Raw genomic sequence first — 14,372 nt, forward strand, 5'->3', positions numbered from 1 at the left:
TCTAAGCGGAGAAGAGCCCAAGTACTTGTGCTCGCTTTACCATCCTACGAAAGAGCTTCAGTTGATCCATTACTTTATTGTGAGTGACTGGAAAGGAGATGTCACAGCTCAAGAGGCTGACAGTGTCGCGTGGTATTCGTTAAATACAGAGCTTGTTGGTATTGCTGCCGATGGCGTTGCTTTGAAAGAAGTGGAGCGGGTAGGGATGTTTCTCTAAAGCTTCGTCAGATAAGCACCGACAGCAATAAACACAACAACCTAAATACTTGGTTGGAGTTGAATTTACATTGGTTTGTCTTTCGATACTCCGTGTACTTTGGCTCACGTAACCCTTGCCTCTATGCTCTTTACCGTTTTGTCAGCTATTTAACTAAGACAGCATGGGATTACTTTCACATGGTTAATTGTTATGTTATAGCGTTCGCATTGTTCAAGCTTTTAGGTCAAAGGTATGTCGTCAATTCCAGTCACCATTTTGCATGGGTTTCTCGGGTCAGGGAAAACCACGTTCTTACGCAACATTCTTCAACAAACCGATTATTCCGGCGATGATCTGTCCGTTATTGTGAATGACATGAGTGAGTTGGATGTCGATGGTGTGCTCATCTTAAATACAGATGCGGTGAGTGAAGAGCAGGGGAACTTCGTCACGATCAGTGGAGATAGCATCAGCAGCCCGAGTGGTGTAAAGCAGCTCGATAAAGCGCTTAAAAAGCTCTGTGCGGAAAAGTCGCCAGAATGTATTGTGATTGAAACGTCGGGTAGTAGCCATCCTTTGCCTTTGGTTGAGTATTTCAAAAACAACGCGCAATTTGCACTTAAAGACGTGATTACGTTAGTGGATGCTACTTGGCTGCGAGATGACTATCGACAAGGCTCCGCTTTAATTCCGAAGTGGCAGGAGAATGTGCAGCAAGGTGTTCGTGGTGTAGAAAACTTGTTGGTTGAGCAAATTATGTTCTCAAACCGTATCATGCTAACCAAAACAGACAAAGTGGATGACAATGCCGTTCGCAACATTGCGCAGGCGATTCACCCGCTCAATGTGTACTCCGAGATAATCAAAACTTCATGGGGAAACTTGGATATCCGCACGTTAAAAGGTAAGCAAGACTACAACTTTGCCTTAGTGGAACAGTTAACCGCTGAACTTCGTGAGACAGTGAATGAACCTTTGAATCTCTCAGATAAAGATAAACAAAACCTTGTCGCGAAAGTGATCAAAGATGATCGCCCATTTCATCCTGCGCGTTTATGGAATACCTGCCAACAATATTTAACGAAAGGCGTATTTCGCAGCAAGGGGTTCTTTTGGTTCCCAACTCGAGATGATGTTTCACTGCTTTGGAGCCAAGCGAACGGCAATGTTGGGCTTGAAATTACAGGCTTTTGGCGTGCTTCGGTGATCAATGATGAATCACAAAATTTTACTGAGGAGCACCGTCAAATCCTACAAGATAAGATAGACAGTGTTGAAAGCAGCTTTGGTGATCGTCGTTGTCGATTAACAGTGATTGGGCAAGAAAACGAAGTCGATGCCTTTATAGATGCACTGGAAAAATGCTTTTTGACTGATGCGGAATTGGATTTGTGGCAGCAAGGGGAGACATTTGAAGATCCTTGGCCAAAGAAAATTGCCAAGTTAAGCCAGAAGAAGACACTTTAAGTACACTGGTGAATACTGCGTCGCCGCGTTGTTAAATCTTGGTTTGTTCCAATAACGGATTTACTGAATTGGCCTCATAAAACATGAAAGCCTCCCGAATAGCGGGAGGCTTTTTTATCTAAGCTGTTTACTCTTCCCAATCAGGGAATGGGTCTTCCAAAGACAACCAATAGTCGCGCCCTTGCTCCATTTCATCTTCCGTTAACAAACATTCGTTGAGACGGGAAATTAATTTTTCTTGCTCTAACCCTTGGCCAATAAACACCAATTCTTGTCGCATATCGCCATAAGGTTCTTGCCAAATATTGTTGATGGCATCGAGGGATTCTTGACCCGTCGGCCATTCCTCTTTCGGAATTGCTTTCCAAAACATACCTGCGGCACCATAACGTGCGATGCCGCCTGCTTGGCTCCACTGGCCGACGAAGTCCGGTCTTGTTGCTAACCAAAAGTAACCTTTAGAACGAATCAGTTTGCCGTAGTCTTCTGCGTTATGGAGGAAATGATAAAACTTTTCTGGATGGAAAGGACGCCTCGCATGATATGCAAAGCTGGAAATACCGTATTCTTCAGTTTCAGGTATGTGCTCGCCTCGCATTTCTTTCAACCAACCAGGCGCTTGTTGTGCCTTTTCAAAACTGAAGCTCTGTGTGTCGAGTATCGCATCAAGTTTCACTTCGCCATTCGAGATAGGAAGAATAGTAGCTGAGGTATTGAGTGTTTTAAGAATCGCCAAAAGTCTCTCGACTTCTGACTTCTCAGCGAGATCGGTTTTGCTTATCAAGATCACATCCGCGAACTCTACTTGATCGACAAGTAAATCAGCGACACTGCGCTCATCGTCTTCACCTAATGACTCGGGCGTCTCTGTTAAGAACTTAGCTTCATCGTAATCTCGCAGGAAGTTGATGGCATCAACCACTGTTACCATTGTGTCTAAACGGGCAACGTCTGAAAGCGAAAGCCCATTCTCATCAGCGAAAGTAAAAGTCTCTGCAACGGGAAGTGGCTCAGCGATGCCTGTGGACTCGATCACTAAGTAATCGAATCTTCCTTCTTGAGCGAGTTTGGTGACTTCTTCAAGTAGATCCTCACGCAGGGTACAACAGATACAGCCGTTACTCATTTCAACCAGTTTTTCTTCACTGTGGTTGAGAGAAACTTCATTCTGAACGGTCGCTGCATCGATGTTGATTTCACTCATGTCGTTGACGATGACCGCAACTTTTCTGCCTTGTCTGTTGTTAAGAATATGACTTAAAACGGTTGTTTTTCCTGCGCCGAGAAAGCCGGATAAAACCGTAACAGGGAGTTTTTGGGTGTTCATGCTCATGCTCTTCTAATTAGTGTAATGTTATAATATAACATTGAGCATAATCGGTGATCTTAACTCTGGCATCAAGCAGTATATTTCTATGTCGGTCAATGCACCTTATCGGTGCCTTTATTCGTTTTTAAGTGGTAGAGGCTCAGATGCACGCAATAAAGGGCATCTGACTCACCGATTGTTTGAGCTTTATGAATCGACATGTGCAGATCTTCTTAAATCACACTCAACAAGAATCTTATAATATCGGATGGTGGCATGGGGGAGAGGTGTCGTGAGGGCTTATAAGAGTGAATAACAAGCCATGTGAGCACTGTATATTGTCACGATAGTGATCTTTCGTGCTTTAACTATTTACCCATTTATCGTCTAAGGTTATGAAAGTCATAATATTCCTCGATTTTCTAAACCCCAAAAACGGTGAAACCCCGATGTTGGTAGCATCGGGGTTTCGAATTTCTAGATTTCTCGACTGGTAAGATCGATTATCTTTTCTATGCAGAAGGCTTGGATTAATCCAATCTTATTCCTTGGTAGGGAATTAGATACGGATGAAGTCCATGTGCTCAACTTTAGGCTTGAACGCGTGACGTTGAACGTCTTGCGGCTTAACCTTAACTTCTGCGCCGTCAATCAGTAGAGTGATTGCTTCGTAGAATTCAGGCTTATCCATTTGGTTGATCACTTCAGCGTGAACAAGTTCGATAGCTACAGCTGCTGCTTCGCCACCGTAGATTACAGCTGGGAATTTACCAGCGTGACGTAGGCGGCGGCTCGCACCTTTACCTAGTTCAGTACGTACTACTGCTTCAAATTTCATAGTTTTACTCTCAAATTAGTAAAAATTAACTTCACACCTCAATGCGACCTTGAGTATGTGGTAAAGCTTAGGCACAAACGAGTTCATGCTTAAGCGAGCGCGGATACTAACATCACATTCAAATCTGAGCAAGTCAGAAGCCCACCTCAAAGTGAATTTCCTTCGATAAATGATTCGTTTGGAGATAAAACGTTCACTAACTCATATTTACCCCATTTTATCGCCTTTAACATTGCCAATCTTATCTATTTATAGTGCTGCTAAATCATCAAGTTAATGAACGGAAAATGAATGTTCGCCTAAGACTTGGTTAAGGCTTGGTTAGTTATTCTTAATGCTAATCAAACAGCAGAATGAATAGGTGAAGTTATGGAACCAGTAAGCATTGTCGTTATTACATTAAACGAAGAGAAACGAATTGGTCGCTTGATGGAAGAGTTGAGCGTGCAAACCCACCAAGAGTTCGAAGTGATTGTCGTCGACTCCAACAGTGAAGATAACACCAGAGAAGTCGCTCAGGCTTATGAAAGCGCCTTGCCAGAGCTGACTGTGCATCATATGGAAGAGCGTGGTGTGAGTTTAGGCCGAAACACTGGCGCTTCTTTGGCTAAGCATTCGAGAATCCTATTCCTAGATGCCGATGTCAGTTTGCCTCGTAACTTCTTAGCAAAAGCGCTCTATGAACTTGATGAAAGAAAGCTGGAAGTGGCTGGCGTGTACATGAGCTCTAAGGGGTTACCTTTGGTGCATAAATTAGGTTACGGGCTGTTCAACGCAGGTTTGCTTACAACCCAATACTTTTTCCCTACAGCGGTTGGCGCTTGTATTTTCTCGACGAAACGAGTGCATCAAGAGATAGGTGGCTTTGATGAGGCTATCGTCCTTTGTGAAGATTGTGATTACGTGAAAAGAGCCAGCAAGACTTGGCGTTTTCGCTTCCTTAACATGACTTTTGGATTTGACCCTAGAAGGCTTGATCAAGATGGGATTATGAAAACAGGCATGACGTATTTGAAAGCCAATGTACGACGCTTTTTCTCTGGTGAGATGCGTAACAATGAAATGAAATATAAGTTCGGACACTATAACGAGCAATAAGCGTTGGGGTTGAAATGTTTGAAGGAATAGGACTTTTCTTAGGGGCTTTGGGTGATGCGTTGATTGGCCCCAACTTATTTGTGCCCGGTGAGCCCTTCTTTATCGCAGCGGGCTACCAAGCGTATTCAGGGGCTTGGTCTGCGCTGGTGTTTGTGATGCTTGGCGGCCTATTGGGTGATCAGTTGAGTTATTTGATTGGTTATAGATACGGCGCAAAAGCACAGCGTAAACTGACCAAGTTCCGCCCTAAAACCAGAAGGCTGATTGCGCGTTGTCGATGCTTAATTGCTCGTAAGGGAACCTATCTCATATTATTCGCCCGTCTGTTAGGGCCTATTGCATGGGTTGTGCCATTCATTGCCGGTTCTCACCGTGTACCGTGGCGTAGTTTTAGCGTATTAGCTTTGTTTGGACTCATTCTTGGCGGCGGACAATTTATCGCTTGGGGTATGTTATTGGCGCATGGCGTCGAGAGCTTTCCTTTGCTTAACAGCGTTAAGATATTCCTCGCTGAACACCAAAGCTTAATACTTGGCGCATTTGCCGTTTTAGTCGTCACGATCATTGGTTATAGAATGAAATGGCGACACCTGATGCTGAAATCGAGTGCCTTGTTGTTAGCATCGGTTGTATACGCTAATTACGCCCATTTTTTCTGGAAAGCTGATGACTTTTTGACTCAGCAAACATCAGAAGAGGTCACTTCTATAGACCTTGAGCAAGTGACATATAAGGCGTTTCCCGGCCTGTCTCCGATTTATGACGCGCAAGCGATTAATGTTGTTTACGTTGGGGAGTCGCCACGTGAATTGATGAATCAGCTTGGTTGGATAGAGAATCAGACCTTCTCTCGTAACGAGATTGAATGGACGGGTTATCTCGCGTTGTTGAAAGAGAAAACGCCGCCAGTGTCTGATTTGTACTGGCGAAACAAGCCGCAGGATATGGCTTTTCAACTGCCAGGGAATCTGATGAAAAGAAGCCATATTCGTTGGTGGAATGCAGGGCTTGATCATAATAGCAATCGACCTAAGTGGTTAGGCGCAATCAGCTACGATGACGGTCTTAAAGTGACCCCGTACTCTGGTATTGTCACCATTCTTCACAGGGTTGATCCCAATGTGGATGAAGAGCGCGATAGACTGGCAGAACAGATTAAATCTATTAATCCGAGTCTAGGCATCGCGAATTTGCCACTTGCCAAGGCTGAGGTGATGAATGATCACAACGACTATTATACTGACGGCAACATACTCATGATTGGTGCGAGTTCCTATGGTTTTGACGAACAGAAACTGGATGTTGCAGCCAATGACATATAGACCGCCGAACTAACACATAACATTCAATTTCTTCCTCTTCTCCGGTTATCCCATTGATTCTTAGAATGTTCCCATTGAGCCTTGTTTAAACCCTTCTTAACATCATGCTTAGTGGGAAATTCACCACTGTTGAGTTCCAAATCAAAGTCCTCATTCCGCAATAATATCTCTGCCTTTGTCTATGCTAATAAGGTGCTATTAAGAAGCACAAGCTAAGGACAAAGTTATGCAAATGAATCCGATTGGTTGGTTTGAAATTTACGTCGACGATATGATGCGAGCGAAGGCTTTTTACGAGGCTGTGTTTAATGTCACTCTCGATAAGCTCGATGTTGAAGCTGGAATGGACGTTGAAATGTGGGTGTTCCCTTGTGATATGGATAGCTACGGCGCTACAGGTGCGCTGTGTTATATGTCTCATGTCAAAGCTGGCGGCAACAGTACAATGGTCTATTTCTCTTGTGAAGATTGTGCGACTGAAGCAAGCCGAGCCGCTGAAAACGGCGGTGCTTTACAAGTGCCGAAAATGGCGATTGGTCAGCATGGTTTTATCAGTATTGTGAGTGATAGTGAAGGCAACATGATAGGGCTTCACTCCATGCAATAACTGGCGATGGTCTGTTATTGACTATGATCGGATTGAATAAGGTCTGACTGACCATGGACGCGTTGGTTATGTTGAAGATGTAGCCGTTCAATACAATGGTGTATTGCTAGAAAAATCAGGAGTTTGCTAAATTGTGCAAACTCCTGATTTCATGTGAGGTTTAGTTTTTATGTGCCGCTTAGCTTTTATGTTCCTATTAAGAGCTTTATACGACTTTAGACACCTTCAGAACAAGAGAGGCTTTTAATCCGCCCATTGAACTTTTGCCTAGAGTTAAGCTGCCGCGATAGCTGTGTGCCATCTCATTCACGATATTAAGCCCTAAGCCGGTACCTGGTGTGGTTTCATCAAGACGTACGCCTCGCTTGGTTACCTGTTCGAGCTTCTCTTCTGGGATGCCTTTACCGTCATCTTCAATAATCAATTCGACATTACCGTCGGCAAGTTCATTGGCGTGTACGCGAATAATGCTGCCTGCCCACTTGTAGCTGTTTTCAAGCAGGTTTCCAACCATCTCATCAAGGTCGGTTTTTTCTACCGCGACCTCAAGTTCGGAATCCAACTCGTTGATCATGGTGACATCGTTAGCCGCGTAAACCTTATCAAATGCCATCGCGATAGCTTCAACGCGCTCACAAGGCGATGATTTTACTGAAAGGATGTTCATCGCCCCCGCCATGCGTGCACGGCCAAGGTGGTAATCGATTTGACTTTGAATTTGATGAATCGGTTGTTGTAACAGTTTCTTCTCGTTGTCTGGCAGCATTTCGATTTCGTTTTTCAGAACCGATAACGGTGTTTTTAAGGCATGAGATAAGTTACCCGCGTGGTTACGCGCTCGTTCCAGTAACTCTTGGTAATGGAAGAGTAGGGCATTGAGGTCAGAGACTAAGGGAGAAACCTCTTTTGGGTAGTTGTCGCTTAACCCTTGTTGTTCGCCTTTTCTGAGCATCACTAGTTCACGCTGCATTTTGCTCAGTGGCAATAGCGACCAGCTCACTTGAATACCAATCAACATCAGTACGCCAACAAACAACAGCATCAGGATTAACCATACTTGGCTGGTCAGTTCGGTAAGGGTCGATTCTAATGGATCTTCGTCAATACCTATGGTGATCGTGATAGGGTCAGTGAGCTCAGGCAGGTAGATATCTTGCTCAATATAAATCAGCCTCTCTTTCTCGGGCCCTTTGATGGATGTGTGAATCGGCGAACGCTTGATGGTGAGGTCTTTGTCCCACAGAGAGCGAGAACGAATGATCTGTTCTTGAGTCGCGGCTCGCCAATAAAGACCACTGTAAGGTTGGTTAAATCTCTGGTCAGACAGGCGCTCTGCCATGATTAGGTTGCCGTTTGAGTTGGTTTCGATATTGGCGGTTAGCTCGTCCATGGTGAGGCTGAGTTGTTGCTTCATATCGTCGACGAGATAATCATTAACCAGCTTTGGTATACCGATACCCGCCGCTAAAATCATGGCACCTAACCAAAAAGCCGCAGCGAGGAGCAAGCGGCTTTTTAGACTGATGTTTTTAAGCGTTCTTTTTTTAAGATTCATACGTTACCAGCCTGTCTTTGCTCGTCGCGATTTATCAGCATTACGATGATCAGAACAGGCTGTCCACTTAATTGATGATTGCACTTATTATTGGTGATGGCGCTAAATTGACGACAGCACTATTCAGCATTGAGTTGGTAGCCAAGGCCACGAACGGTTTTGATGATCTTTGGTGCGATCTTTTTACGGATACGGCCGATGAAAACTTCCACAGTATTAGAGTCACGGTCGAAATCTTGCTTGTAGATATGTTCCACTAATTCTGTACGCGAGATAACCTTGTTCTGGTTATGCATGAAGTAAGCAACAACTTTGTATTCCAATGCCGTTAGGCTTACCGCTTGGCCTTGCCAAAGTACTTTAGAGCTGCGAGTGTCTAGGCTTAAATCACCAATTTGAAGAACAGGAGCAGCGCTACCAGACGCGCGACGTAATTGCGCACGAATACGAGCAATCAACTCAACCATTTCAAATGGCTTTGTTAGGTAGTCATCCGCGCCTGCGTTCAAGCCTTCTACACGCTGAGTAAGAGTGTCACGCGCACTTAAGATAACGACTGGTGTATTGATATTTTCGTCTCGAATGCCTTTCAACACGGTTAGGCCATCCAGCTTCGGTAAGCCTAGGTCGAGAACGATGGCATCCCACTCTTCCGATGTTGCACGGTAGAGTGCGTCGATACCGTCTTGAGAAAGCTCTGGAACCCAGTCGGCTCCCTCAAGGGTTTCTAGAATTTGTTGGCCCAAGCGAGGTTCGTCTTCAACGACTAAAATTTTCATAATTGTTCTTCTTAATTCTTGTAATGACTGTTCGCGGTGCTTAGCTCTTCGTCGTACGTAACTAGTCGCCGTGTTTAATGGCGTCTTTAAAGTTTCGGCCTTTAATCATGAGCATCTCTAACGTCTCGGCGTTGTATTCGACTTTGATGATGTTGTTTTGGTAATTAATTTTTAGTTCATAAACCCAAATATCATCGTCTTCTTCTAGTTCTACTTTAATGATTCGACCATGAAGATCGTTCTCAACGGCCGCATACATTTCTGAGAAAGGGCGAATATAGCCTTCGCGTACGGCTTCGTAGACTTCGTCTTGATCTTCTTCAAATTCGATACGAGTTCCTGCTTTATGGACATCTTGCACTAAGTCATGACCATTATGATGTGAGTCGGCCCATGCACCAGCAGAAGCAAATAAGCCTAAGCTTATAGAAAACAAAGAAATCATAGCTTTACTAAACATAGCGAATCCTAGAGAAGGTTGATAGCGTTCAGTATAAAAAAGTAATTCTGAACAGAAAGTGAACCTGATTAATAATGAGAATTTGATACCTAAAAACTTAACGTTTAACAGCGGAAGGCCTGATAAATGAAGACTAACTGCCGAGTGTTAAGAACGTAATACTTATCTATATTCTTAACCTTAATGCTGCTGAAGCTCGTCTTCGAATATCTTGTCTCTCATTTTCCAAAAGCGTCCCACTTTACGCGCAATCACGAATTGAGGTGGGCGGAATCGATGTTGGTGAGCAACCACTTTACTTGGTGAAGCTTCTTCAAATGGTCGGTGTCGGTCGGCAAGGTGAGGGCGAACAAACTGATCCTTAAAGTTCTGCTTCTGTTTCTTGGTGGTTAATGACCAGAACTCATGCACTTGTGCTTGGTTCTCACCGCGGTAGGTGACCTTAAGTTGCGATTTGCCTTTGTCGTCCTTGAGAACGTTAAGGTCCATCTCTAAACACTCAAATACTAACGCATCTTTCAGGTTTAACGCTTCTTTCAGCTTTTTGTCTGGGTCGACTAAGGTGGCATCACACTCATGACAAATGCGTGCGGCAATGTCGTTGTCAGCGCCGCATTCACCGCAATACTTAGCGCGAAAACGATAGTTACAGTGTTCGCGTTCACCCGTGTCTTCATCGGTAAAGTAGCCTTGGCATTTGCGGCCAAAGTGCTCAAGTAAGAATCCATTGCTGTCTAGCTTGCCCCAAAAGTTATTATTGAAACCGCAAGCAGGGCAGGGAATGGTGATGATTTCACTGTCAGAATCAGGTTTTGGGTCGCCCACTTCAGGTTGATAAAGGTCGTAACTGTTGCCTGCATAGTCGAGCACTAAACATTCTTTTTTACCTGAAGACAAACGTAAGCCACGGCCAACGATTTGTTGATACAAACTGATGGACTCTGTCGGGCGCAAAATGGCGATCAAATCGACATGTGGAGCATCAAAACCTGTGGTTAATACCGATACGTTGACCAAGAACTTGATTTTACGTTCTTTGAAATCACCGATGATTTGGTCACGTTCAAGTGTTGGTGTGTCACCAATTACAATTGATGATTCGCCTTCTGGCAATAAGCCAAGGATCTCTTGTGCGTGTCGAACCGTCGCAGCGAATACCATGATGCCGAGTTTGTCTTTGGCCAGTTCAATGATCTGGTCGACAATTTGTGGAGTAGCGCGTTTAGATTGCTCGATCACCATATCGAGTTCGGCTTCTTTATAGCGACCGGTACTTGCTGGCTTCAGTTGGGAAAAGTCATAGCTTAAAACGGGAGCGTCAATCATTCGAGCTGGTGTGAGAAAGCCTTCGTCCAACAAGTAGCGAATCGGGAGTTCAAAAATACAGTCTCTGAAAAAACGAGGCTCTTCAGAACGCACTTGTCCACGTGTGTGATATTGGTAAAGCCACCCCATACCAAGACGATAAGGCGTCGCGGTCAATCCAAGCACCTTTATGCCCGAATTATTTTCACGTAAGTGAGTGATCACTTTTTGATAGCTGCTGGTCTTTTCATCCGGAACGCGGTGGCATTCGTCGATAACCAATAGCGAGAACTGATTGGAGAATGAGTCGAGGTTTCGAACCACAGATTGAACCGAAGCAAATACCACTTGCTGGTCGGTCTCTTTACGCCCTAAACCCGCGGAGAAAATCGAACCTTTTAGCCCATAACCTTCATACTTTTCATGGTTTTGCTCAACGAGCTCTTTTACGTGAGCAAGCACTAGAACACGACCTTTAGCAAGCCTTGCTAGCTCTGCAATCACCAGACTTTTTCCTGCGCCTGTCGGTAACACAAGAACAGCCGGTGTTTGGTGTTTTCTGAAGTAATGAATCACTGATTTTACTGAGTCAGCTTGGTACGGGCGGAGTGTATACATATCGTGTCTTGTAAGATGAAAAACAAATAGTGTGAAATAGCTCAACTAATTGAGCAAAGGTGACTATAATACCCGACTTAGATTAGTTGAGGTATTCATGCGTTTAGATAAATTTCTGTGCGATGCGTTAGGCGTCACTCGAAGAGAAGCAACACACTTATTAAAATCAAAAGCAGTGACAGTAAATGATGTCATTCAAAAAAGCGGCTCACTTAAGGTAACTGAAGAGTGCGTTGTGGAATGGCAAGGTAATGAACTGAATGTTCACGGCCCTCGTTACATCATGCTTTACAAGCCAGAAGGCTTTGTTTGTTCGCATGAAGATGGCTCAAATCGCACTGCGTTTGAATTACTTGATGAAATCAAAATGGACAAGCTGCACTTTGCAGGTCGTCTAGATGTTGATACGACTGGCCTTGTCTTAATGACTGACGACGGTAAGTGGTCTCACCGTATTACGTCGCCAAAGCACAAGTGCGAAAAAACATACCGTGTATGGTTGGTTGAACCAGTAGAAGCGGATTATGTTGAAAAATTCAAAGAGGGCATCCAGCTTAAGAGCGAAGATGGCCTAACACTTCCAGCACTTCTAGAAGTACGTGCAGAGCGTGAAGTGTTACTAACGATTCACGAAGGCAAATACCACCAAGTAAAACGCATGTTTGCAGCTCTTGGTAACAAGGTAGAAGCACTGCACCGTGAACGTATTGGTGAAATCGAGATGGACGAATCTTTAGAGTTGGGTGAATACCGTTACCTAACACAAGAAGAAGTCGACTCTATCTGGAAGTAATCTTTTCTACCGTAGATGTGGCCGACCAAGGATAGCGTCGGCTGATTATTTTGACTGGTACTAGGACAGTTTCAGCCATTATTGCTGTGTGCATGTTCGTGCTCACATAAACCTAGTACTTAGTTGGAGAGTTATGCAAACGTCTACCCCGCAGACCCCAAGCTCACAACCTCAAACTCCTCAGTTAGGTTGGATGCTATTTTTGGTTCTGGGCGCTATTGGTGCTTTGACACCACTCGCAATCGATATGTACCTACCCGCAATGCCAACGATCGCCAAAGATCTCGGCGTGACAGCGGGTGAAGTGCAAATCACACTCACAGCGTACACCGCAGGCTTCGCTTTGGGTCAGTTGTTACATGGCCCGTTAGCCGACAGTTATGGTCGCAAGCCAGTGCTACTGATTGGTGTATTCTTCTTTGCGATAGCGTCTGTCGTGAGTGCAACCACTCATGGTATTGAAGCGTTAACGTTAGTTCGTACGGCTCAAGGTTTTGCAGGTGCTGCGGCAGCGGTCATTATCCAAGCGGTTGTGCGCGATATGTTCGACCGTGAAGATTTCGCAAGAACCATGTCGTTCGTTACCTTAGTGATGACGGTTGCGCCATTAATCGCCCCTATGATTGGTGGCTATTTAGCATTGTGGTTTGGTTGGCGTTCAATCTTTTGGGTGTTGGCTATTTTTGCCGTTATCGTGATTCTTGCGGTTATCATCAAGATCCCTGAGACACTGCCCGTCGAAAATCGTCAGCCCTTGCGCTTTAAAACGACGATTCGCAATTACGCTCGTTTGTGTAAAAACCCGACGGTTATGGGTTTGATTTTCTCGGGTGCATTCTCATTCTCTGGGATGTTTGCATTCTTAACCGCAGGCTCTTTTGTCTACATTGATATCTATGGTGTACGTCCTGACTTGTTCGGTTATCTGTTTGGCCTAAACATCGTAGCGATGATCCTGATGACAACCATCAATGGTCGAATCGTTAAGAAGGTCGGTTCTCATACGATGTTGAGAGCGGCGTTGGTTATTCAATTACTGGCTGGTTTAGGCTTACTCGTTGGGTGGGCGCTGGATCTAGGACTTTGGGGTATTGTGCCGTTTGTGATGCTATTTATTGGCACCATTTCTACTATCGGCAGTAACTCTATGGGTCTACTGCTAAGTGGTTATCCAAACATGGCAGGCACGGCTTCATCGCTTGCGGGAACATTAAGATTTGGTACTGGTTCTGTCGTTGGGGCTATCGTAGCGATGCTGCCAAGTGACAGTGCTGGGTCTATGGCTATGGTAATGGCTGCGTGTGCAGTAATGTCAGCATTACTATATTGGACATTAGGAAAGAAGGCATAATGTCAAAATACTATATTGAAATTCAGAAGTTAGTGAATGACGCATTGGGCGAGCTTTACGCTCTGCACAAAGCAGGCAAAGCGATTGATGCGCCTATTGCGAACAACCTTTATTTAGTTCGTTGGGTAACGAAGGCGATTAAGGCTCAGTCTTATGATCGTGTGATTGTTCCTGATTTGGTGCGTTGGCAGAAGCAGGGGCGTTCAAAAGGCAACAACTCTGATTTAACTTTTACCTTCAAACGTATCTCTGCGTTTTACGGTAAATTCTTCCCTGAAGGCGAAGAACCAAAAGCGTTGAAAGATAGCGACGTTGAAGCGTTTATGGACAAGATGTACGAGATGGGTTGGAGCGTATCGAGTGAAGATGAGCTGACGACTGGCGGCAAAATTCAGTTCTTCACTGATGGCGAGCACTCTTTTGCACTTTGTGGCAAACAGTGTGACGACTCGTTCGACGGTGAATTGATGGTAAAACCAATGAACTGGTTTGTTCGTGGTAACCACGCTGAGTTTATTCAAGCAGCGATGGAAGCGGGTTTCATGCTTCATAAAGTCACTGACTACAAGTCAGCGGTGAAGTACCACGGTGAATACATCGTGTACCCTGCTAACCAAGGCAACCAGCTTGCTGAGATCCCAATTAGCGTTGTTGGCTAGTAGCGGATTCGG

Annotated in this window: 13 protein-coding genes and 1 pseudogene; 8 read left to right on the top strand and 6 right to left on the bottom strand. The window is 44.7% G+C overall.

Annotated elements, in window-relative coordinates; genetic code table 11:
* A pseudogene (locus BCT49_RS24905) lies at positions 1 to 217 on the top strand (NTP pyrophosphohydrolase); the annotation flags it as partial.
* 234 nt (positions 218 to 451) lie between these two features.
* Positions 452 to 1,666: a CobW family GTP-binding protein gene (locus BCT49_RS24910; protein WP_102439016.1), complete on the top strand. Its 1,215-nt coding sequence runs from the start codon at positions 452 to 454 to the stop codon at positions 1,664 to 1,666.
* A gap of 127 nt (positions 1,667 to 1,793) precedes the next feature.
* Here BCT49_RS24910 and zigA read toward each other — a convergent pair whose 3' ends face one another.
* Together zigA and rplY are read right to left on the bottom strand one after the other, a co-directional pair.
* Positions 1,794 to 2,993: a zinc metallochaperone GTPase ZigA gene (gene zigA, locus BCT49_RS24915; RefSeq protein ID WP_102439097.1), complete on the bottom strand. Its 1,200-nt coding sequence runs from the start codon at positions 2,991 to 2,993 to the stop codon at positions 1,794 to 1,796.
* Between the two features lie 541 nt (positions 2,994 to 3,534).
* Positions 3,535 to 3,813, bottom strand: coding sequence for a 50S ribosomal protein L25 (rplY, locus tag BCT49_RS24920; protein WP_017079048.1), 279 nt, complete (start codon positions 3,811 to 3,813; stop codon positions 3,535 to 3,537).
* Between the two features lie 369 nt (positions 3,814 to 4,182).
* Here rplY and BCT49_RS24925 point away from each other — a divergent pair, with 369 nt between their 5' ends.
* The 3 genes from BCT49_RS24925 to BCT49_RS24935 all read left to right on the top strand — a co-directional run bounded on the left by BCT49_RS24925 (position 4,183) and on the right by BCT49_RS24935 (position 6,840).
* The gene (locus BCT49_RS24925) at positions 4,183 to 4,911 is read left to right on the top strand and encodes a glycosyltransferase family 2 protein (protein ID WP_065103768.1); all 729 of its coding nucleotides are present in this window, start codon (positions 4,183 to 4,185) and stop codon (positions 4,909 to 4,911) included.
* Positions 4,912 to 4,925: 14 nt separating this feature from the next.
* The gene (locus BCT49_RS24930; RefSeq protein ID WP_102439018.1) at positions 4,926 to 6,233 is read left to right on the top strand and encodes an LssY C-terminal domain-containing protein; all 1,308 of its coding nucleotides are present in this window, start codon (positions 4,926 to 4,928) and stop codon (positions 6,231 to 6,233) included.
* A gap of 226 nt (positions 6,234 to 6,459) precedes the next feature.
* Positions 6,460 to 6,840 carry a VOC family protein gene (locus BCT49_RS24935; RefSeq protein ID WP_017111624.1) on the top strand — a complete coding sequence of 127 codons (381 nt, stop codon included), beginning with the start codon at positions 6,460 to 6,462 and terminating at the stop codon, positions 6,838 to 6,840.
* A gap of 205 nt (positions 6,841 to 7,045) precedes the next feature.
* On the opposite strand, the gene BCT49_RS24940 is transcribed toward BCT49_RS24935, so the two are convergent.
* From BCT49_RS24940 to BCT49_RS24955, 4 genes are all read right to left on the bottom strand, one after another.
* Positions 7,046 to 8,395 (bottom strand): ATP-binding protein, encoded by a 1,350-nt coding sequence (locus tag BCT49_RS24940; RefSeq protein WP_102439020.1) that lies wholly within the window; start codon positions 8,393 to 8,395, stop codon positions 7,046 to 7,048.
* 119 nt (positions 8,396 to 8,514) lie between these two features.
* Positions 8,515 to 9,174 (bottom strand): response regulator transcription factor, encoded by a 660-nt coding sequence (locus BCT49_RS24945; RefSeq protein WP_017111626.1) that lies wholly within the window; start codon positions 9,172 to 9,174, stop codon positions 8,515 to 8,517.
* 61 nt (positions 9,175 to 9,235) lie between these two features.
* Positions 9,236 to 9,634, bottom strand: a complete 399-nt coding sequence (locus BCT49_RS24950; protein ID WP_102439022.1) for a PepSY domain-containing protein — start codon at positions 9,632 to 9,634, stop codon at positions 9,236 to 9,238.
* A gap of 180 nt (positions 9,635 to 9,814) precedes the next feature.
* Positions 9,815 to 11,557 carry a DEAD/DEAH box helicase gene (locus tag BCT49_RS24955; protein WP_102439024.1) on the bottom strand — a complete coding sequence of 581 codons (1,743 nt, stop codon included), beginning with the start codon at positions 11,555 to 11,557 and terminating at the stop codon, positions 9,815 to 9,817.
* 97 nt (positions 11,558 to 11,654) lie between these two features.
* Here BCT49_RS24955 and rsuA point away from each other — a divergent pair, with 97 nt between their 5' ends.
* From rsuA to BCT49_RS24970, 3 genes are all read left to right on the top strand, one after another.
* Positions 11,655 to 12,350, top strand: a complete 696-nt coding sequence (gene rsuA / locus BCT49_RS24960) for a 16S rRNA pseudouridine(516) synthase RsuA (RefSeq protein WP_102439026.1) — start codon at positions 11,655 to 11,657, stop codon at positions 12,348 to 12,350.
* A gap of 133 nt (positions 12,351 to 12,483) precedes the next feature.
* Positions 12,484 to 13,701, top strand: a complete 1,218-nt coding sequence (locus tag BCT49_RS24965; RefSeq protein WP_102439028.1) for a Bcr/CflA family multidrug efflux MFS transporter — start codon at positions 12,484 to 12,486, stop codon at positions 13,699 to 13,701.
* Positions 13,701 to 14,360 (top strand): DUF2913 family protein, encoded by a 660-nt coding sequence (locus BCT49_RS24970; RefSeq protein ID WP_017108238.1) that lies wholly within the window; start codon positions 13,701 to 13,703, stop codon positions 14,358 to 14,360. The genes BCT49_RS24965 and BCT49_RS24970 overlap by 1 nt, the downstream gene beginning before the upstream one ends.
* Positions 14,361 to 14,372 lie beyond the last annotated feature (12 nt).

Source organism: Vibrio lentus (assembly GCF_002875945.1).
In the GTDB taxonomy this organism is placed as follows: Bacteria; Pseudomonadota; Gammaproteobacteria; order Enterobacterales; family Vibrionaceae; genus Vibrio; species Vibrio apostichopi.

What these genes read in the sequence shown, in the direction of transcription:
- rplY (WP_017079048.1), bottom strand. Translation starts at nt 3,813, where the DNA reads ATGAAATTTGAAGCAGTAGTACGTACTGAACTAGGTAAAGGTGCGAGC.
- BCT49_RS24970 (WP_017108238.1), top strand. Translation starts at nt 13,701, where the DNA reads ATGTCAAAATACTATATTGAAATTCAGAAGTTAGTGAATGACGCATTG.
- BCT49_RS24930 (WP_102439018.1), top strand. Translation starts at nt 4,926, where the DNA reads ATGTTTGAAGGAATAGGACTTTTCTTAGGGGCTTTGGGTGATGCGTTG.
- BCT49_RS24965 (WP_102439028.1), top strand. Translation starts at nt 12,484, where the DNA reads ATGCAAACGTCTACCCCGCAGACCCCAAGCTCACAACCTCAAACTCCT.
- BCT49_RS24910 (WP_102439016.1), top strand. Translation starts at nt 452, where the DNA reads ATGTCGTCAATTCCAGTCACCATTTTGCATGGGTTTCTCGGGTCAGGG.
- BCT49_RS24925 (WP_065103768.1), top strand. Translation starts at nt 4,183, where the DNA reads ATGGAACCAGTAAGCATTGTCGTTATTACATTAAACGAAGAGAAACGA.
- BCT49_RS24955 (WP_102439024.1), bottom strand. Translation starts at nt 11,557, where the DNA reads ATGTATACACTCCGCCCGTACCAAGCTGACTCAGTAAAATCAGTGATT.
- BCT49_RS24950 (WP_102439022.1), bottom strand. Translation starts at nt 9,634, where the DNA reads ATGTTTAGTAAAGCTATGATTTCTTTGTTTTCTATAAGCTTAGGCTTA.
- rsuA (WP_102439026.1), top strand. Translation starts at nt 11,655, where the DNA reads ATGCGTTTAGATAAATTTCTGTGCGATGCGTTAGGCGTCACTCGAAGA.
- BCT49_RS24935 (WP_017111624.1), top strand. Translation starts at nt 6,460, where the DNA reads ATGCAAATGAATCCGATTGGTTGGTTTGAAATTTACGTCGACGATATG.
- zigA (WP_102439097.1), bottom strand. Translation starts at nt 2,993, where the DNA reads ATGAACACCCAAAAACTCCCTGTTACGGTTTTATCCGGCTTTCTCGGC.
- BCT49_RS24945 (WP_017111626.1), bottom strand. Translation starts at nt 9,174, where the DNA reads ATGAAAATTTTAGTCGTTGAAGACGAACCTCGCTTGGGCCAACAAATT.
- BCT49_RS24940 (WP_102439020.1), bottom strand. Translation starts at nt 8,395, where the DNA reads ATGAATCTTAAAAAAAGAACGCTTAAAAACATCAGTCTAAAAAGCCGC.